Genomic DNA, 19,048 nt, shown 5'->3' on the forward strand with positions numbered 1-19,048 from the left:
CGTCCGGATCACCCTCAGGAAGGGGAGAGCATGAGTCAGGACGTACGCACACCAGGACCCCCGTCCACGTTGACGGCGTTGTTCGCCCGGAGCGCCGCCAGCTATCCCGAGGCTCCCGCGGTCAGCGACGGGGCATCGCGTCTGACGTACGCCGAACTCGACCGGCGGTCCGCCGCACTGGCCGGGACGCTGGTTGGCCGTGGTGTGCGCCGGGGCGACCGGGTCGGCCTGTTCATGTCGCGCGGCGTCGACATGGTGACCGCCGTCCTGGCCGTGCTGCGCGCGGGCGCCGCCTACCTTCCGGTCGACACCGCCTATCCGCGGGCCCGCAGGGACACGATGCTGTCGGCCGGCCGGGTCAGGTGCGTGGTCACCGAGCCCGGACGGAGCGAGGGGACGGCTCCAGGGGAGACCGATGTCCTGCCATGGCAGGGCGCCGAGGAGGCCACCGGGGCGGGCGGGCCGCTGCCCAAGGCCGCCGGCGCGGACGCGGCGTGCGTACTGTTCACCTCCGGCTCCACCGGCACCCCCAAGGCAGTCGTTCTCGAACACCGGCAGATGACGGCCTTCGCGCTGGACGCGGCACTGCCGGCGCTGCGGCCCGGAGACCGTTCCGGCCAGGCGGCGAGTGTCTCGTTCGACACCTTCACCTTCGAGGTGTGGCGGGCGCTGGCCGGAGGAGCGGAGATCGCGGTCCTCCCGTCCTTCGCGCAACTGCTCGCCACGGACCTCCAGCGGGAGTTGCGCCGACGGCGGATCACCGCGATGCTGGCGCCGGCCGTGGCGCTCAATGACGTGGTGCGCCACGACCGTGAGGCGTTCTCCTCGCTGCGGCTGTTGTGTTCCGGCGGTGACGTCCTGCTGCCCGCGACCTGCCGGGATCTGCTGTCCGGCGGGTTCAGCGGCCAGTTGTTCAACCTCTACGGCCCCTCGGAGACCACGGTCGCCTGCACGGGGCAGGAGATCCGCAGGGCCCCGGGGCCCACCGAGGACACCGTGCCGATCGGCGGCGCCCTCGACAGCGCGCGCCTTTACGTCCTCGACCCGCGACTGCGGCCCGTGCCGACCGGTGCCGTCGGTGAGCTGTACGTGGCAGGAGAGGGTGTGGGACGCGGCTATCTGGACCAGCCCGGTCTGACCGCTTCCCGCTTCCTGCCCGATCCCTTCGCCGACGACGGCAGCCGTATGTACCGCACGGGGGACCGGGTGCGGCAGCGGCCGGACGGAGCCCTGGAGTACCTGGGCCGTGCCGACCGGCAATGGAAGATCAGCGGATACCGGGTGGAGCCGGGTGAGGCGGAGGCGGCCGTACGCAGCCACCCCGACGTGCGGGAGTGCGCCGTGACCGCGGTCGGTGAGGCGGGCGAGCGCCGCCTCGTGGCGTTCACGGTGCCCGCGGGCGAGTCCCTGTCGCCCCGCCGGCTGCGGGAGTTCCTGACGGAGCGGGTTCCCCGCCATCTGATCCCCTCCGAGTTCGTGGTCCTGCCCGCCATGCCGACCGATGCCCATGGCAAACGGGACTGGACAAGGCTGCTGGCGCTCCACGCCGACCGTCCGCGGTGCGACGCGGAACACGCGCCGCCGCGTGACGACACCGAGAAGTACCTGGTGCGCCTGTGGGAAGACCTGCTCGCCCTGGAGGGCATCGGTACCCGCGACGACTTCTTCGCTCTCGGCGGGCATTCACTGCTGGCCGTGCGGGCCCGTCTGACGATCCAGCAGGACATGCGGATCTCCCTCAAACCCGAGGCGCTCTTCGAGGACAGCGTGCTCGAGGACCTCGCCCGGGTCGTCAATGAGAAGCGAAAGGCGATGGTGAGCTCATGACCGGCCGCGCACAGCCCGACGCGCCGATCGACCTCAACGACCTGGACCTGTTCGTGTCCGGTGACCCGCACGCCGTCTGGTCCCGGCTGCGGCGCACCGCACCGGTGTACTGGAATCCCGCTCCGGACGGCGGCTTCTGGGCCTTGACCAGGTACGAGGACGTTTCGGCCGCCTATATCGACACGGTCTCCTTCTCTTCCAAGTACGGGACGGTTCTGGGCGGCTCGTACCGCAATGCCGCCGACACGGCATCGGGTCAGATGCTGATCTGCTCCGATCCCCCGGACCACCGCCTGTTGCGCCAGCAGGTCCACAAGGCCTTCGCGCCCTGGATGATCGAGAAGGCCACCCGGCGGGTGGTCGAGTTCCTCGGCGCGGCCCTGGACCGGTTCGTGGCCGCGGGAGGAGGCGATTTCGCGACCGAGGTGGCGTTGGAGCTGCCGGCGGGTTTCCTGTCCGCGATGTTCGACCTCGGGCGCGACGACGCGTTCCGTCTGCTGCGGCTCACCCGGTCCATGATCGGACACAAGGACGCGGAGTACTCCGGGTCATCGGGGGCGGACATGACGCTGGTCGCCTCCCAAGTGGAGATCTTCGACATGCTCACCGACTTGACGGAACGGCGGCGGAAGGAACCCGGCGACGATCTGGTGAGCCTGCTGTGTGCCGCCGAGATCAACGGCCGGCCCATGACGGACAGCCAGATCCTCTACAACTGCCTGAACGTGGCGGTGGGCGGCAACGAGACCACCCCGTACACGGCGACGGCCGCGGTGCTGGCACTGGCCGAACACCCGGACCAGGCGCAGCGGTTGATCGCCGACCCCGGACTGCTGAGCACGGCAGTGGAAGAGATCTTCCGCTGGACGTCGACCAACGCCTACGTGCAGCGCACCGCCACCCGCGACGTGGAGATCCGTGGCACGCTCATCAAGGCCGGCCAGTCGGTCACTCTCTGGAACGCCTCCGCCAACCGGGACGAGGACCAGTTCGCGTCGCCGGACGTGTTCGATGTCTCCCGCGCCCCGAACCAGCACCTGGCGTTCGGTGTGGCGGCGCACCGGTGCATAGGGATGGGCGGGGCGCGGCAGGAGATCACCCTGCTGATGCGGGCGCTGGCGGAGCGACGGCTGCGGTTCGAGGTGACCGGACCCGTCGAGCGCCTGCGGTCGAACTTCATGCTGGGCATCAAGCATCTGCCGGTAGCGGTGTCCGTCGGCTGAGCCGAGCCGGGTGAAGAAGCCGGGACCGGGGGGGAGGCGGCCCACTGCCTCCCCCTCGGTCCCGGCTCTCGTGTCACCCCTGTGTGCCGCCGCTCCGCAGGCTCAGCGGCCGCATGTCCGTCCACTGCTCGTCCACGTAACCCGAGCACTCCTGCTCGGTTCCCGTGAACCCCGTGGATCGCCACCCGCCCGGCGGCTTCCTGTCCGCGGGGAACAGGCCGTACTGCTCCTCGTCGTTGACGAGCACACTCCAGGCCCGGGGCCCTTCCTCGGTGCCCGGCGCATCGTCGACTGTCATGGGTTGCCCTCCACCGTGTCGTCACCGGCCTGCTCCCGGGCCGCCTTCTCTACGTGCTCGGCAAGATCGCACAGCCGCGGGTTGGCGAAGACCGCGCTCATCGGCACGACCAGCCGTGTGGTGCGTTTGAGCCGCGCCGCCACCCGGATCGCGAGGAGCGAGTTTCCGCCCAGGCGGAAGAAGTCCTCGTCCGCCCCTATGTCCGTCACACCCAGCACCTCGTGCCAGATCCGGGCCACCAGCTCCTCGTACGTTCCCCTCGGCGCGACGAAGGCCGCGGCTCCCTCCGGCACCGCGGACACGCGCGGGGCCGGCTGCGGCAGCGACGAGCGGTCGACCTTGCCGCTGACGCTCAGCGGGAACCGGTCCAGCATGACGTAGGCGACGGGCAGCATGTGCTCCGGGAGCCGCTCGCGCGCCCACTTCTCCAGCTCCTCGTCGTCCGGACCCGCCCCGCCCGTGCCCGCGCGCCGGCAGTACGCGACCAGGGCGGGTGCTCCGGGGACGTCGTCGCGCTTGACGACGACGGTCTCGGCCACCGACGGGTGATCACTGAGCACCGCCTCGATCTCTCCGGGCTCGATCCTGAAACCACGCAGCTTGACCTGGTGGTCGCGGCGGCCCAGATAGGCGAGCGTGCCGTCCGGCCGGCGCCGGGCCAGGTCGCCGGTGCGGTACAGACGGCTGCCGTCATCGGCGAACGGGTCGGGAACGAAGCGGGCCGCGGTCAGCCCCGGGCGCCCCAGGTATCCGCGGGCCAGCCCGTCCCCCGCGAGGCAGATCTCACCGGTTGTTCCGTCCGGGACCGGGCGCAGCCCCGCGTCGAGAAGGCGCAGCCCGACCCCCGGCAGGGGTGTGCCCAGGTGTGGCTCCCGGTCCGCCTCCACGACGGCCACCGTGGCGTCGACGGTGCATTCGGTGGGCCCGTAGAGGTTGAGGGAGACGGCGACACCACGTGCGCGGAGTTCGCCGAGCTCCCGCCACAGACCGGAGTCGATGGCCTCGCCGCCGACGAGCAGCCTGAGCGGCCCCGCACCCCCCGCCGGTCCGGAAGCCAGGTGCTCCACGAGCGGGCGCAGATGGGAGGGGGTGATGTCGAGGTCCGTGACGCGTTGTTCGCGCAGGAAGCGGGCCAGGGCGGCGGGGTCCGCCCGCAGCGCGTCGGGCAGCAGCACGAGGGTGTCGCCGGCACAGGCGCGGACCCACTGCTGGACGGAGGCGTCGAAGGACACACTCGCGTTCCACGCGACACGGGCCGCCGCTTCCGGCCGCGCGACTTCCGCCTGACGCAGCCGGTCCAGGAAGGCCGTCAGCGCCCCGTGCGTGATCTGCACGCCCTTGGGCCGCCCGGTGGACCCGGAGGTGTAGAGGACGTAGGCGGGATGGCCGGGCCGCACATCCGTCGGGGGCGCTCCCCGGTCCGTGTCCCGGCTCAGGTCCAGGGTGTCGAGGTCCACCGCTCGTTCCCGCAGACGCGCGGGCAGTCGCGCACTGACGGAGGAGTGCGTGACGATCAGCCGCAGTCCGCAGTCCGCGGCCATGTACTCCAGCCGCTCGTCGGGCAGTGCCGGGTCCAGCGGGACGTAGGCCGCTCCCGCCTTCAGGATCCCGAACAGTCCCACGGGAAGGTCGGGTGTGCGGGGCAGACACAGGCCCGCCACCGTCTCCGGTGCCGCTCCGAAACGGCGTAGCCGGCCCGCCAGGGCGTCGGACCGCTCGTGGAGCTCCCGGAAGGTGAGCGAACGTGCCGCGGCGATCACGGCCGGCCGGCCTGGATGCCGGGCGGCCGCGTGCCCGAGCCCCCGGTGGACCGGCTGCCATGATTCCGTCGTGTGATCCGCCCGGCCGCGCCGGGCCGTGATCCGGGGCGTTCTGCTGAGTGTCACGGAGTCCTCCCGACCCGGCGCGAACGAGCCGCGCCTCTCACCACTGGTACTTGGCGGGTTCGACGTCCAGGGCGGCCACCGAGTCGGCGAACTCCCGCTCCAGAGCTGCCACCCGCACCGGATCGGGTGACACCGCGTCCCGCTCCCGCATCAGACGCCGACTGGTCTCCAGCAGGGGCTTCAGCTCTGCCGCGGACACGTTCTTGCCCGCGAGGTAGGGGAGCGACCAGAAGTCGAAGTCGTACAGCGGAAGCCAGGTGGACTCGGTGACGGCGTCGAACATGGCATCACAGTGCGCGGCGGCTTCCCGCGAGTTCATCGTGAAGTGCTCCCAGCTGTAGGCACCGCCCTTGATGCCGTACAGCTCCTTGCTGCGGTACACCGGCGAGCGTTCGTTGCCCCACCACGCCTGGGCGCGCCAGAAGTCGGGAGCGGTCTCGTTGAGGAAGTCCACGGTGTTGGCGACCGTGCGTTCGTTCTCACCGGGAAAGCCGATGATGATGGAGGCGAACGTGGTGATTCCCCGCTCCTTCAGCCGTGCGATACCGGTCCGGTACTGGCTGTCCTGGGCGAGCTTGTTCATGTTCTGGAGCACCTGCGCGTCGCCCGACTCGATACCGAGGAACACACCGGAGCATCCGGACCGCGCGGCCAGGTCGAACGTCTCCTCGTCCCGTGCGTTCGAGCAGCGCAGATACGAGTACCAGCGCAGGCCCAGGTCCTCCTCGATCATCATCCGGCACAGTTCCTTGAACCGCTTGGGCGGTACGTTGAACGTGTCGTCGACGAACACCACGTTGCGCACACCCTTGTCGGCAAGAGCCCGCAGCTCGTGCCGCACGGTGTCGACCGACGCGGTGGCCAGCGCACCGGCCCGGGACGGGTAGTCGCAGAACGCGCACTTGAAGGCACAGCTGCGCGCGGTCCGGGTCTGCGCCGTGGCACCGATCTGCTGGGCCGTGAAACCGCTCCAGTCGATGGAACAGGCATCCAGGTCATTGGCCTCGGGGCGGCGGTGCGTCAGGGTCCAGACGTCCTCCGGGCAATGGATGACGTTGGCGACACCGTCCAGCGGCACGCCCGCGGTCAACGCCGCGCACACCTCGACCAACGCCTGCTCGCCCTGCGACTCCTGCACGTAGCTGTCGGCACCCATGGCGAAGAACATGTCCTGCAGCGTCTCGGTGAGCCCGCCCAGGCACAGGTTGTCGATGAGCGGGCCGCCCACCACGATGTGCGTGTCGGGTGCGTGCTTGCGCACGAACTCCACGATCTGCACCACCGGCAGGATGTTCACGTAGAACGTGGTGGTGATCGCCACCATGCGCGGCCGCTCGGCGAGCAGAGCAGCGAGCTGCTCCTGCTCGGCCCCGAAGAGGGAGACCGGCTCGGCGGTATACCCGTGACGGCGGAGGTGGTTGGTCAGGTAGAGCGTGGCGAGATTGAACACCTCGCCCACGTGGTACCGGTCGCTGCGCCCGGTGGCGCGGTTGCGCAGATGGCTGAAGGCTTCTAGCCATGGCATCGGGCGGCCGTCGACCACGAGGTGTTCCTTGCGGTAGATCTGCCGTTCCGGGGAATCCGGGCCCGCTTGTTCGCACATCAGGCGGTAGTCGTCGAAGTCACCCGCGTGATAGCCGATGACGATGCAGTCGAGTCCGTTCAATGTCCCGCTCGCTTTCCAGTCTCGTCGGCGGGTGTGGGCAGGAGAGCGCGCACGAGTCCGGTCACGTACGGCATGTGGTCGAGGAAGTAGAAATGGCCTCCCGGTAACAGATGCACGTCCGTGGTGTGCTGTGTGCGTTCGGCCCACGCCTTGAGAGTGCTTTCGTTCACCAGACGGTCGTCGGCACCGCCCAGTACGGTGATCGGGCAGGTCAACCGCCGCTGTTGCGCACCGAATCGGTAGCCTTCGACGATTCTCAGGTCGGCTCGAATGGCGTCCAGCACGATCTCCAGCAGATCGGGGTCGTCGAGAACCTGGGGCGGCATTCCGCCGTACTCGTGCAGCCAGGCCACCAGAGCCGGCTCGGACCACAGGGCGTCGCCGTAGGAGGCACCGGGCTCACGGGCGTGCGGTGCCCACGCTCCCGAGACGCACAACGCCGCCGGAGGACGGCCGGCCTCCTGGAGGTGCCAGGCCAGTTCGAAGCCGAGGAGGGCGCCCAGACTGTTGCCGAAGACGATCAGGGGAACGTCCAGCGTCTCCACGGCCGTCATCAGCGGGCGCCACAGCTCGTCCATGCTCTGTGCCTGCGGCTCCCCGAAACGGGCGCCCCGCCCCGGGTACTGAGCGGCGAGAACTCTGACGTGGTCGGGGAAATGTCGCGGCCATTCGGTGAAGGAATGGGCGCTGCCTCCGCCGTGCGGCAGCAGCAGCACCGCGGCCGTGTGCGGCCCGGGTGCAGGGCGCAGATCCCACACCCAGGGCTTGGACCAGTAGCACGCGCGTCGCGGCCCGGGCGTCATGCGGCCGGATTCACTGCGTAACCGGGGATCGGACGCCGCGCGCACAGTCCGCGTACGGAATGCCGGACCCGGTCCCTGACCTCGGGATCGAGCCGGTGTCCGGTACGGCCCAGTGGCTCCGCCGCGGTCAGCACCTGGTGGACGAGAGCGGCGCACTCGTCCATGTCCTCGGGTTCGAAGCCGCGTTGGGCAATGATGTTGGTACCGAATCGCAGACCGCTGGTGACCCGCGCCGAGCGGGTGTCGTGCGGAATGCGGTTGCGGTTGGCGAGAATCCCGCAGTCCTCCAGGGCGCTCTCCGCCGCGGCCCCCGACAGGCCGAAGACCGTGGTGTCCACCAGAACCATGTGGGTGTCGGTGCCGCCGGTCAGTACCCGGTGGCCGCGGCGCAGGAGCGAGGCGGCCAGGGCCCGCGCGTCGCGCCGGATGCGCTCGGCCAGCTCACGGAACTCCGGGCGTCCGACCAGGGCGAGGGCACGTGCCTTGGCGGCGATCCCCGTGGCGTGCAGCGTTCCCTGGCTGCGCGGGAAGACCGCGCGCTGCATGAGCTGGGCCAGGGTGCAGGTGCCGTCGGGGCCGGGTGTGTCGCACTCCACCCCGCTGAGGATCAGACCACCGCGGGGGCCGCCGAGTTGTTTGTACGTGCTCAGCGTGGTGATGTGGGCGAGGTCGACCGGGCTGGAGTGCACGCCTGCGGCGACGAGGCCCGCGATGTGTGAGATGTCGGCGATCAGATACGCGCCCACCTCGTCGGCGACGGAGCGGAACCGCTCGAAGTCCAGGGCTCTCGGATAGGCGCTGGCTCCCGCGATGAGGACTTTGGGCCGGTGCCGGTGGGCGAGCTCGCGCACCTGTCCGTAGTCGATGAACCCGCTCTTGTTCACGCCGTAGCCGACCGCGGTGAAGTAGTCGCCCACCACGGAGGCGGCGGAGCCGTGGGTGAGATGGCCGCCGGCGTCGAGGCTCAGGCCCAGAACGGTGTCCCGGGGACGCATGAGGGCGAACAGCACACTGAGGTTGGCCGAGGAACAGGAGTGCGGCTGGACGTTGACGTAACGTGCCTTGAAGACCGCCTGCGTCCGCCGGATCGCCAGCTGCTCCACTTCGTCCAGCCATTGGCAGCCCGGATGATAGCGCGCGCCCGGGTAGCCCTCGGCCGTGACATTGGCCAGTACCGAGGCGCCGCACGCGAGAACGGACGGATCGGCGAGGCTGGCATAGGCGACCAGGGCCAGCGTGTCGTTCTGGCGCCGGAACTCCCGCTCCAGGAGCGTATCCAGTTCGGGGTCGGCGCGACGGAGCGATCTCGCGGCATGTGATGCGAGATCCCGCTGCCCGGTGCTCCGGGGAGCGGGACCGGCCTGGTTCGGCAACGTCAATGAGTCCACTGGCCTGTCCTCGCGTCCTCGCGGTGCGTCGGTGGCGGACCCCGCTCGGTACGGGGTCCGGCGACCCTAGTCGGCCAGGGTTTGCCGACGGTTACGCGGTGCGGTGGGCGGTCGTCACAGCCCGAGGCCGGCCCGGTCCGCGGCGGGCAGCCAGACCGGGCCCGCGGCCGCGGCGAGATCCCGGGCGCGGCCGGGGCCCCCGGCGACGTCGAGCAGCCGCCCGAGGAGGGGGTGGGGCCGGTCGCGGCGCCACACCGCCGACCACGGGTAGACAGGGGTGGGGTCCACCAGCGGCACCGTGCGCGTCCGGCCGCTCGTGGGCACACTCATGCCCGCGCCGAGGAGGGTCGCGGCGCCCGTGCGGGCGGCGACGGCGTCCACCAGGTAGTCGAGGCTCAGCGCCGGGCCGCTGGGGTCGAGTTCGAGCGACCACGCGGCGGCGAAGTCGCGCAGGAATGCCGTCCACTCCCCCACGCCGCCCCCCATGGGCGTCCACAGCGGGACGCCGGCCAGGTCGGCGAGGGTGACCGAGGCCTCCCGCGCCAGCGGATGGCCGGCTCCCACCAGCAGGACCAGCGGTTCCAGCCGTACCGGCCGGCAGGCGAACTCGTCGTGCCAGGGGACGTCGAGGGCGTGCACGCGGCCGAAGGCCACGTCGATCTCCCCGCGGCGCAGGGCGGGCAGCGCGTTCGCCAGGCCGTGCCGCATGCTGACCTCCAGCGGCACATCCTGCTCGAGGTCGACCCACCGCTGGACGAACTGTATGGGGGTGAGCCGCTCGTCGAGTACGTCGATGCGCAGCGGGCGGCAGGTCGCGGAGACCGCCGCGGCGGCGGCATCGGCGGCGTCCAGGGCGGCTTGGGCAGGCGCCAGGAAGCGGGCTCCCGCCTCGGTCAGGGCGACGCTCTGGCTGGAGCGGTCCAGCAGCCGCGCGCCGAGCAGCTCCTCCAGTCTGCGGATGCGCTTGGACAGGGCTTGCTGGCTCAGATGAAGGCGTGCCGCGGCCTTGCCGAAGTGCTGCTCGTCCGCCGCCGTGATGAACGCCCGCACATGTGCCATGTCCAGATCCACGCTCTCATCTTGGAAGACTTCCGATGGTTGTCAAACCCGGAGTGATCGTTGTTGGACACCCCGTGCGCACCTGGCTTGACTCGGCACGACACCGCTTTGGACCGCTTGCTGGGAGAACGACATGTCCGCTGTGGAGAACAGGTCGGCGCACGAAGCCGACCCGGCCCCATCGGCCGGGGCGGCCGACGCCTTCCCACGCCGCTGGAAAGCGCTGGCGGTGCTCTCGCTGGTGCAGTTCGTCATCGTCATCGACAACACGGTGGTGAACGTCGCGCTTCCGTCGATCAGGGACGACCTGGGCACGTCACAGGCGGGCCTCGCCTGGGTGGTCAACGGCTATCTGCTGGCTGCCGGCGGTCTGCTCCTGCTGGGCGGACGCGTGGCCGACATGGTCGGCCGCAAACGGCTCTTCGTGATCGGCACGACGATTTTCGCCCTCGCTTCGCTGACCAGCGGACTGGCGTGGAATTCCGGCACCCTCATCGTCAGCCGCTTCGCCCAGGGGCTCGGCGAGGCACTGGCCTCTCCTGCCGCCCTGTCGCTGATCGTCCTGATGTTCACCGACAGCAAGGAACGCGCGAAGGCCCTGGGCATCTGGGGAGGCCTGGCCGGTATGGGAGCGACCGTGGGCGTCCTGCTGTCCGGGGTACTGGTCGACCTGGCCGGCTGGCGCTGGGTGTTCCTGATCAATCTCCCCATCGCCGCCGTGGCACTGCTCCTCGCGGCACGCGACGTGCGCGACGCACCGGTGACGACGTCCCGGCAGCGGCTCGACATCTGGGGCGGGCTGTTCATCACCGCCGGCCTCGTCGCCGTCGTCAACGGCTTCCTCCAGGCGGCGGAACACCCGTGGGGCAGCCCCCGCGTGTGGGTGTCCCTGGCCGGGGGCCTCGTGCTGGTCCTGCTGTTCGCGGCCGTGGAATCCCGGGTGCAGGACCCGATGATGCCCCTGAGGTTCTTCACCGAACGCACCCGCATCACGGCCAACGTGGCCACGGTGTTCCTGACCAGCGCCATGGCGGCGATGTTCTTCATCGTCACCCTGTACGTGCAGCAGGTCCTCGACTACTCGCCGCTCCAGTCGGGTCTCGCCTACCTGCCGTTCTGCGCCGCGTTCGTGCCCGGCATGATTCTCTCCACCCAACTGGTCACGAAGGCCGGCGCCAAGAACGCGATCATCGTCGGCTTTCTGGTCAGCGCGGCCGGCATGCTGCTGCTGGCCCGCATCGACGCCCACGGTTCGTTCTGGGGCCAGCTGGTACCGGCGACGGTGGTGCTGTCGTTCGGCCTGGCGATCGGGCTTCCGGCCTTGCAGAACGCGGCACTGCACCGGCTGTCCGGCGCGGACGCCGGACTGGGCTCCGGTGTTCAGACATCGGTCCAGCAACTGGGCAGCTCGCTGGGGCTCGCCGTGCTGACGACCCTCGCGGTCACGCACTCCCGCGACGTCGCCGGCTCCGGTCAGGTCACCGGACAGGCCATGGTCGACGGCTATCGCTTCGCTTTCGTCACGGCGGCCGTCGTCCTCGCGGCCGGTGCGGTCCTGGTGGCCGCGGTCATGCAGTCCGTCCGTCAGCCGCAGCAGACGGCGGACGAGCCGGTCTCCCCGGGCAGTCCGGCCCCGGCCGACAGCCGGTCCTGACCATCCCCTTGATCGAGCGGCCATCCGGGCCCGCACATCCCCCGTAGAGGCCACGGATGGCCGCTCTTGCCGACGCCGGCCCGGACCACCGGGCCGGCGTCAGGTGGTGTCCCGCAGACTCTCCAGGGCCTGCTCCACCTCGTCGTCGGACATCCGCTCCACGACCGCCAGAAGTTCGTCCTCCGCCAGGGGGTCCGCCGCCTCCCGGCCCCCGGCCGGCTTCTGCGGCACCCCGGTGTCGCACCGCCCGGCCCCGCGCGCCGCCGCGACGGCCGCGGCGAGCGACGCGACGGTGCTGGTCTCGAAGAGCTGCAGCACCGACAGATCCGTGCCGAACTCCTCGTTGACGGCCGCCATCACGCGCACGGCCAGCATCGAGTGGCCGCCCAGGGAGAAGAAGTCGGCGTCACGCCCCACCTCCGCACGGCCCATGACCCGTTCCCACACCCGCGCCACGCCGCGCTCCTCGCCGGTGCGCGGTGTGCCGGCCTCGGCCGGTACGGGCACGTCCTTGGGCCCCATCGGCGTACCGGACCAGTCCGGCAGCGGCCATCCGGGCCGCCCGGGGCCTTCGTCCGACAGCTCCGCGAGCGGTGCCTGCGGACTGCCGGTCACGGCCCGGAGAACACCGAGGTAGGCGTCACAGATCTGCTGGGCACTGCGCGCGTCGATCCGGTCGCGGTCGTACTCGAAACGCGCGACCAGGCCCTCCAGCGTCTCATCGAGAACCAGCTCGAAGTCGAAGCGGACCGTGTCGTTGGACATGCCCCGGCACGCGGCCCGCAGCGTGTCCCCGAAGGGGGTCCAGGACCGTGTCGCGGGCGTACCGCCATAACTGAAGATCGTCTCCACGATGGGGTTGGTGCGCCCCCTGCGTACGGGACGCAGCTCTTCGACGAGCTTCCCGAAAGGCAGACTCTGGTGCTCCATCGCGCCCAGGACGGCGTCCTTGACCCGGCCGACCACCGTCACGAAGGAGTCGTCACGGCCGACGCTGGTGCGTAGGGCGACGGTGTTGGTGAGCGAACCGACCACGTTCTCGAAGGCGGGTTCGTCCCGGCAGGCGAGCGGCAGCGCGACCGCCACATCCGTGCGCGCGCTCAGCCGGGCGAGCAGAACCTGGTACGCGGCCAGCAACACCATGAACGGCGAGCCGGCGAGCCGGCGGGCCAGGGCGAGAACCTCCTCGCGCAGCCCGGCCGGGACGGTGAAGCGGATGGTGTGCCCGGCGGGCACCTGGCCCGGCGTGCCGGGACGGTCATAGCTCAGGCGCAATCCCTCGTACCCGTCCAGCCGACGGCGCCAGTACGCCGTGAGCCGCTCGGTCTCCTGCCGGGTCAGCGCCGCGCGCTGCCACCGCGCGTAGTCGGCCAACTGCGCACCGGGATCGGGGAGGCCGGCCTCCCGGCCGCCGACGAGGGCGCCGTACACGGCGGCGGTCTCGCCCAGCAGCACCCCCACCGCACCACCGTCCGCGATGGAGTGCGAAGCGATCCACACCAGGACGTGCCGTTCGCCCCGTTCGTCGAGACGCAGCAGCTCGAAACGCCACAGCGGCGCGGTACGCAGATCGAAGACCGTGCGCGCCAGCTCGAAGCAACGCGCCTGCGCGGCGGCCGACGGGTCGTCGTGCCCGGACAGATCCCGCACCGGCAGATCCACCGGGACCTCCGGGCGCACCACCTGGCACAGGCCGTCGGGCCCCTCCAGCAGCTCCGTGCGCAGCGCTCCGTGCCGCCGCACGACCGTGCGCAGCGCCGTGAGCAGGTGACGGGCGTCCAGCTGCCCGTCCAGATCGAAGCGGAACGGCACATTGTAGTCGGGCACCTCGGCCGTCAGTTTGCCGAGGAACCACAGCTGCTCCTGTGTGTACGTCGCGGGGTGGGGCCCGTGGGCCTGGGCCCGTGACACCGGCGGCCGGGCCGCCCCGGGCGCCGCCGCCGGGCCCAACTGCTCGGCCCGTACCCGTTCGGCGAGCCGGAGCCGCTGTTCGGGCGTCAGACGAGTGAGACGGGAAAAGGAGTCGTCCATGACCGGGCGACGCTAGAGCCGACGGGTTAGCGCGCAGTTACGCCGACCCGCGTAACCCCACCCTAACTTCGCCGGCCTACCGTCCCCGCCTGTCTGTCCTCAGCGTGGAAAGGCGGATCGGCCGTGCGGGACCCCAACAGCCAGGAAACGCACCTCTACGTCCACGAACGCGTGGCACGCGCGGCCCGCGACACCCCAGGGGCCACAGCCGTCGAACACGCCGGCACGGCCCTGGACTTCGCCGGGCTCGACGATGCGGCCGGCAGGCTCGCCGGCCGGCTGTGGAGCCTGGGGGTCCGGCCGGGGGCGCGGGCAGCCCTGTACCTGGGACGTGGCACGGCGCATCTGACCGCCCAGCTGGCGTGCTTCAAGCTGGGCGCGGCCGCGGTACTGATCGACCCCGAGAACCCCTCGGTCCGCGTATCGGCGATGCTGGAGCATGCCGAGGCCGCCGTCGTGGTGTCGGACGGGCCGACGATGTCGCGGCTGGCGAGCCACCCCGGCCTGCCCACGGTGCTGATCGACGACGATGCCTGGCGCTCGGCCCCGGCCGACGCCCCCGAAGTCACCGTGGACGACGCGACGGTCTGCCACGTCGCTTTCACCTCCGGCTCGACCGGCGCGCCCAAAGCGGTGCTCTTCCGGCACGGAGCGCTCCGCATGCTGGTGCACACCCTGATCGAGCGGTGTGCCATCGAGCCGTCCTCACGGGGCAGTTGGCTGTGCTCACCCGGTGCCGGCCTCGTCGAGGTCGACTGTCTGCCGGTGCTCGCGGCCGGTGCGACCGTCTGCGTGCCCGGTCCCGAGATCGCCGCGGACGCCGTCGCGCTGCGCGATTGGCTCGTGGGCGACCGGATCACCCACAGCCTGATGATGACCGCGATGGCCGAGCGCTCCTGGGCACTGGACTGGCCCGCGCACACGGCCCTGCGCAATGTGCGGGTGGCGGGCGAGCGGCTGCGGTCCTGGCCACCGGACTCGCTGCCGTTCGAGGTGGTCAACGTGTACGGCTCCTCGGAGGCCACCGTGGTGACCACCTGCAATCTCTCGGCCGTGAGCCGCACGCTCACCAGCGACGAGCGCGCCCACCGCGCACCGCCCGTCGGCCGCGCGGTGCCCGGGGTCCGCGTCCATGTGCTCGACGCGTCGTTCGCGCCCGTGGCCGCGGGGGAACCCGGCGAACTCTACGTCTCGGGTGCGGGCCTGTCCCTCGGTTACCTCAACCGGCCCGACGCCAACGAGGAGAAATTCCTGCCCAACCCCCTGCCCGAGGACCCGCACCCGGTGCTGTACCGGACGGGGGATGTGGCGCGACGCTGGCCCGACGGACACATCGAGGTCATCGGGCGGGCCGACGACGAAGTCAAGATCCGCGGCTACCGCGTCCACCTGGGCGAGGTCGAGTCCGCACTCGCCCGCCAGCCGGGAGTGCGCCAGGCCGCGGTGACGACGGCCGAACCGGTGACCGGCGAGCGCAAGCTGCTGGGCTACATCACCACGGACCCGTCCGCCCCGCCCCTGGTGCGGGAGATCCGGCGCGTCCTGCGCCGGACCCTGCCGCCCTACATGGTGCCCGCCTCCATCACCGTCGTGGACTCGATCCCCATCGGCCCGGGCGGCAAGGTGAACCGGGCCGGACTGCCGGACGCCGACCGCGCCCGGCCGGACCTGGAGGTGGCCAGGGTCGAGCCGCGCGACGACACGGAACGGCGCCTGGCCCGGCTGTGGGGCGAGGTCCTCGACCTCGACGGTGTCGGCGTGCTCGACGGCTTCTTCGACCTCGGAGGCGACTCGCTGAGCGCGATGCGCCTGCTGACCCGGGCCCGGGAGGAACTCGGACTCGAACTGACACTGCCGGACCTGGTGCGCGCCCCGAGCGTCGCCGCACTGGCACGGCTGGCCACGGGGCGTGGGGCGGCGGACACCACCTCGACGCCGGCCGTCCTGCCCACGCTGCGCCCCGACGCGGCCGGCCGGTACGAGCCCTTCCCGCTGACGGAGACGCAGCAGGCGCTGTGGATCGGCCGGGGCGCCGCGGTCGACTTCGGCAACGTCGGCTGCCACGGGTACTTCGAGTGGGAACGCGACGGGCTCGACGTACCGCGGTTCGAGCGCGCATGGGAGGAAGTGGTGCGCCGGCACGACATGCTGCGCGCCGTCGTACTGCCGGACGGCACCCAGCGGGTACTGCCGCGCCCCCTCGGCAGGGGTGTCCGCGTCCTCGACCTGCGGTCGGAGTCCGCCGAGCGGGCCGGGGCACGCGTGCGGGGCGTGCGGGAGGAGATGTCCCACCAGGTGATGGACCCGCACACCGGGCCGTTGTTCGACGTGCGCGTCACTCTCCTGCCCGAAGGAGTCGTCCGTCTGCACATCGGCATCGATCTCTTGGTCATCGACGCCTGGAGCACCTTCCAAGTGCTCTTCCCCGAACTGATCGAACTCTACGAGAACCCGGACACCGCGCCCCCGGCGCCGGAGATCACCTTCCGGGACTACGTGACCCAGGCGCGGGCGATGCTGGAGGCCACCCCGGCCTACCGGCGCTCCCGCGCCTACTGGCTGGGGCGCGTGCCCGATCTGCCCCCCGCACCCGATCTGCCCATGGTCACCACGCCGAGAGGCGACATCCGCTTCGACCGACGCGCCCACCGGCTGGCTCCGGCCCGCTGGCACCGTCTCCAGGACCGCGCCCGGCGGCTGGGCGTGACACCGTCCGGCATCCTGGTGGCCGTCTTCGCCGAAGTCCTGCGGACCTGGAGCAAGAACGACTCCTTCACCATCAACTTCCCCGTCTTCGACCGGCTTCCGGTGCACCCCGACATCGACCGGATGCTCGGTGACTTCACCAACACGCTGCTGGTCGCCGTCGAGAAGACCGACGGGACCTTCGCGGAACGCGCCTGTGACATCCAGGAACAGATCTGGACCGACCTGGAACACCGGCACTTCAACGGCATCCAGGTACTGCGCGAACTCCAGCGGAGACGGCCCTCCGCGGGAGCACGCCCGGCCATGCCGATCGTGGTCACGAGCCTGCTGGGGCACCCGCCGCGGCGGCAGGTGTCGGGGCTGGGCGAGGAGACGTACGGCATCTCCCAGACGCCCCAGGTCCTGCTGGACTTCCAGATCAGGGAGATCGACGAGACCCTGCACATGAAATGGGACTTCCTCGACGCGATGTTCCCGCCGGGTCTGATCGACGACATGTTCACCGCGTACTGCGGCCTGCTGGACCGCTTGGTCACCGAGGAAGGACTGTGGCAGGCCGAGCGGTTCGACCTCGTCCCGCCCGAGCAGCTCGCCGTCCGGGCGGACGTCAACCGCACGGCGACAGAGGCCGATGAGACGCTGCTGCACGAGATGCTCGCGCGGCGCGCGGCCCGGCAGCCGCACGCTCCGGCGGTCATCACCTCCGCGCGCACCCTGTCCTACGGCGAACTGCACGCCTGCGCCAATCGCATCGGACGCGGGCTGCGGGAACGGGGCGCGCGGCCGAACACCCTGGTGGCCGTCGTCGCGGAGAAAGGCTGGGAACAGTACGCCGCCGTCTACGGTGTCCTCGCCTCCGGAGCCGCTCACCTGCCCATCGACCCGGCCGTGCCGACGCGCAGACTGCACGACCTGCTCGAGGACGGCGAAGTCGGCATGGTGCTCACCCAGAGCCGCCTCGCCGACACCCTGTCCTGGCCGCCCGGCGTCGACGTGCTCCGTGTGGACGGTGACTTCGATACGGTCAGCGATGCCCCGCTGCCCAGTGCGCAGGGGCCGAGGGACCTGGCGTACGTCATCTACACCTCGGGCTCGACCGGGCGCCCCAAGGGGGTCATGGTCGATCACCTCGGCGTGACGAACATGTTCAGCGACATCAACACACGTTTCGATGTCGGCCCCGACGACAGGGTCCTCAGCGTGTCCGGGCTGCACTTCGACGCCTCCGTGTACGACGTCTTCGGCATCATCGCCGCAGGCGGCGCGGCGGTACTGCCCGACCCCGGCGCCCGGCCGGACCCCGCGCACTGGGCCGAGCTGGTCCGTCGGCAGTCGGTGACGTTCTGGAACTCCGTGCCGGCGCTGGCCCAGATGCTCGTGGAACAGGCCGAGCGGATGACGGCGGCGCAGCCGTCGTCCCGCCCCGGCGTCCTGGAATCGCTGCGCCTGACCGTGCTGTCGGGCGACTGGATCCCCCTGACGCTGCCCGACCGGATGCGGGCTCTCGCCCCGCGGTTGACGGTGATGGGATCGGGTGGTCCGACCGAGACCATCTGCTGGTCGATACTCCAGCCCGTCGGCGAGATCGACCCGGACTGGACGAGCATCCCGTACGGCAAACCGATGGCCAACCACCGCTACCACGTCGTGGACAGCCGCTGGCGGGACCGGCCCGTGTGGGTACCGGGCCAGATGGTGGTGGCGAGCGATGTCGGACTGGCGCACGGCTACTGGCGGGACGACGAACGCACCCGGTCGCGGTTCTTCCGGCTGCCTTCCACCGGGGAGCGGGTCTACGCGACGGGTGACCTGGGCCGCTACCGTCCGGACGGGTCCATCGAGATCCTGGGCCGCGACGACTTCCAGGTCCAGGTCAACGGGTACCGCATCGAACTCGGTGAGATCGAGCACGTCGCCCTGAGCCATCCCCGCGTCGACGCGTGCGCGGTGGTCGCGCCCGTGCGTGACAGCCGCGCGCGGCACCTGGTGGCCTTCGTGGCCGGGGACGTCAGCGACGACGACCTGTCCGCGTATCTGAGGGAGAGGCTGCCCGGCTACATGGTCCCGGCCGATGTCCGCGTCCTGACCGCTTTGCCGCTCACCGGCAACGGCAAGGTGGACCGGCTCGCCCTGACCGAACAGGCACGCGGAGACGCCGGGCGCGACGCGACGCGGACCACCGGGCCCGCCGGACCACTGGAGGCGCTGGTCGCCGCGCTCTGCGCCGAGGTACTGGAACGGACCGAGGTGGATGTCCACGACGACTTCTTCCTCCTGGGCGGCGACTCGCTCACGGGCACCCGGCTGGCGGCGCGGCTCAACGAGCTCCTCGACGTGTCGCTCAGCGTCCGCGACATCTTCAACCTGCCCACCTGCGCCCAACTGGCGAAGGGGCTGGCCACCGACCCTGACGAGGGCCCGCGCGTCGTCGCCTTCGCCGAGGCCATGGCCGAGATGGCGGCGCGGGACGACGCCTGACGCACGGCCGCGGGTGCTGCCGGACC

At 71.0% G+C, this 19,048-nt stretch carries 11 protein-coding genes; 4 read left to right on the top strand and 7 right to left on the bottom strand.

The features are described 5' to 3' along the window. The first annotated feature begins 30 nt into the window (after nucleotides 1-30). Nucleotides 31-1,827, top strand: coding sequence for an amino acid adenylation domain-containing protein (locus AB8O64_RS06920; protein ID WP_370418402.1), 1,797 nt, complete (start codon nucleotides 31-33; stop codon nucleotides 1,825-1,827). After that, a complete protein-coding gene (locus AB8O64_RS06925; protein ID WP_370418404.1) occupies nucleotides 1,824-3,050 on the top strand; it encodes a cytochrome P450 in 1,227 nt (408 codons plus the stop codon). Before AB8O64_RS06920 ends, AB8O64_RS06925 begins: the two co-directional genes overlap by 4 nt. Nucleotides 3,051-3,123: 73 nt before the next feature. Here AB8O64_RS06925 and AB8O64_RS06930 read toward each other — a convergent pair whose 3' ends face one another. The 6 genes from AB8O64_RS06930 to AB8O64_RS06955 form a co-directional block, all read right to left on the bottom strand. Beyond that, a complete protein-coding gene (locus AB8O64_RS06930) occupies nucleotides 3,124-3,348 on the bottom strand; it encodes an MbtH family protein (protein ID WP_370418405.1) in 225 nt (74 codons plus the stop codon). After that, nucleotides 3,345-5,234: an amino acid adenylation domain-containing protein gene (locus AB8O64_RS06935; protein WP_370418406.1), complete on the bottom strand. Its 1,890-nt coding sequence runs from the start codon at nucleotides 5,232-5,234 to the stop codon at nucleotides 3,345-3,347. Before AB8O64_RS06935 ends, AB8O64_RS06930 begins: the two co-directional genes overlap by 4 nt. Nucleotides 5,235-5,271: 37 nt before the next feature. Further along, nucleotides 5,272-6,900 (bottom strand): PhpK family radical SAM P-methyltransferase, encoded by a 1,629-nt coding sequence (locus AB8O64_RS06940; RefSeq protein ID WP_370418407.1) that lies wholly within the window; start codon nucleotides 6,898-6,900, stop codon nucleotides 5,272-5,274. Beyond that, entirely contained in the window at nucleotides 6,897-7,703 is an 807-nt protein-coding gene (locus AB8O64_RS06945) for a thioesterase II family protein (RefSeq protein ID WP_370418408.1), read from the bottom strand. The genes AB8O64_RS06940 and AB8O64_RS06945 overlap by 4 nt, the downstream gene beginning before the upstream one ends. Then, the gene (gene glyA, locus AB8O64_RS06950; RefSeq protein ID WP_370418409.1) at nucleotides 7,700-9,091 is read right to left on the bottom strand and encodes a serine hydroxymethyltransferase; all 1,392 of its coding nucleotides are present in this window, start codon (nucleotides 9,089-9,091) and stop codon (nucleotides 7,700-7,702) included. The genes AB8O64_RS06945 and glyA overlap by 4 nt, the downstream gene beginning before the upstream one ends. Before the next feature lie 114 nt (nucleotides 9,092-9,205). Continuing rightward, nucleotides 9,206-10,162 carry a LysR family transcriptional regulator gene (locus tag AB8O64_RS06955; RefSeq protein WP_370418411.1) on the bottom strand — a complete coding sequence of 319 codons (957 nt, stop codon included), beginning with the start codon at nucleotides 10,160-10,162 and terminating at the stop codon, nucleotides 9,206-9,208. 121 nt (nucleotides 10,163-10,283) lie between these two features. Between AB8O64_RS06955 and AB8O64_RS06960 the strand changes: the two genes are divergently transcribed. Continuing rightward, entirely contained in the window at nucleotides 10,284-11,804 is a 1,521-nt protein-coding gene (locus AB8O64_RS06960; protein ID WP_370418412.1) for an MFS transporter, read from the top strand. A gap of 99 nt (nucleotides 11,805-11,903) precedes the next feature. Here the strand turns inward: AB8O64_RS06960 and AB8O64_RS06965 are convergent, their stop codons facing one another. Continuing rightward, complete coding sequence (locus tag AB8O64_RS06965; protein WP_370418413.1) at nucleotides 11,904-13,835, bottom strand: condensation domain-containing protein; 1,932 nt, start codon at nucleotides 13,833-13,835, stop codon at nucleotides 11,904-11,906. 123 nt (nucleotides 13,836-13,958) lie between these two features. Between AB8O64_RS06965 and AB8O64_RS06970 the strand changes: the two genes are divergently transcribed. Continuing rightward, complete coding sequence (locus AB8O64_RS06970) at nucleotides 13,959-19,022, top strand: amino acid adenylation domain-containing protein (protein WP_370418414.1); 5,064 nt, start codon at nucleotides 13,959-13,961, stop codon at nucleotides 19,020-19,022. The last annotated feature ends 26 nt before the right edge of the window (nucleotides 19,023-19,048 follow it).

Source organism: Streptomyces sp. QH1-20 (assembly GCF_041283565.1).
Taxonomy (GTDB): Bacteria; Actinomycetota; Actinomycetes; order Streptomycetales; family Streptomycetaceae; genus Streptomyces; species Streptomyces syringius.

What these genes read in the sequence shown, in the direction of transcription:
- AB8O64_RS06920 (WP_370418402.1), top strand. Translation starts at nt 31, where the DNA reads ATGAGTCAGGACGTACGCACACCAGGACCCCCGTCCACGTTGACGGCG.
- AB8O64_RS06925 (WP_370418404.1), top strand. Translation starts at nt 1,824, where the DNA reads ATGACCGGCCGCGCACAGCCCGACGCGCCGATCGACCTCAACGACCTG.
- AB8O64_RS06930 (WP_370418405.1), bottom strand. Translation starts at nt 3,348, where the DNA reads ATGACAGTCGACGATGCGCCGGGCACCGAGGAAGGGCCCCGGGCCTGG.
- AB8O64_RS06945 (WP_370418408.1), bottom strand. Translation starts at nt 7,703, where the DNA reads ATGACGCCCGGGCCGCGACGCGCGTGCTACTGGTCCAAGCCCTGGGTG.
- AB8O64_RS06960 (WP_370418412.1), top strand. Translation starts at nt 10,284, where the DNA reads ATGTCCGCTGTGGAGAACAGGTCGGCGCACGAAGCCGACCCGGCCCCA.
- AB8O64_RS06965 (WP_370418413.1), bottom strand. Translation starts at nt 13,835, where the DNA reads ATGGACGACTCCTTTTCCCGTCTCACTCGTCTGACGCCCGAACAGCGG.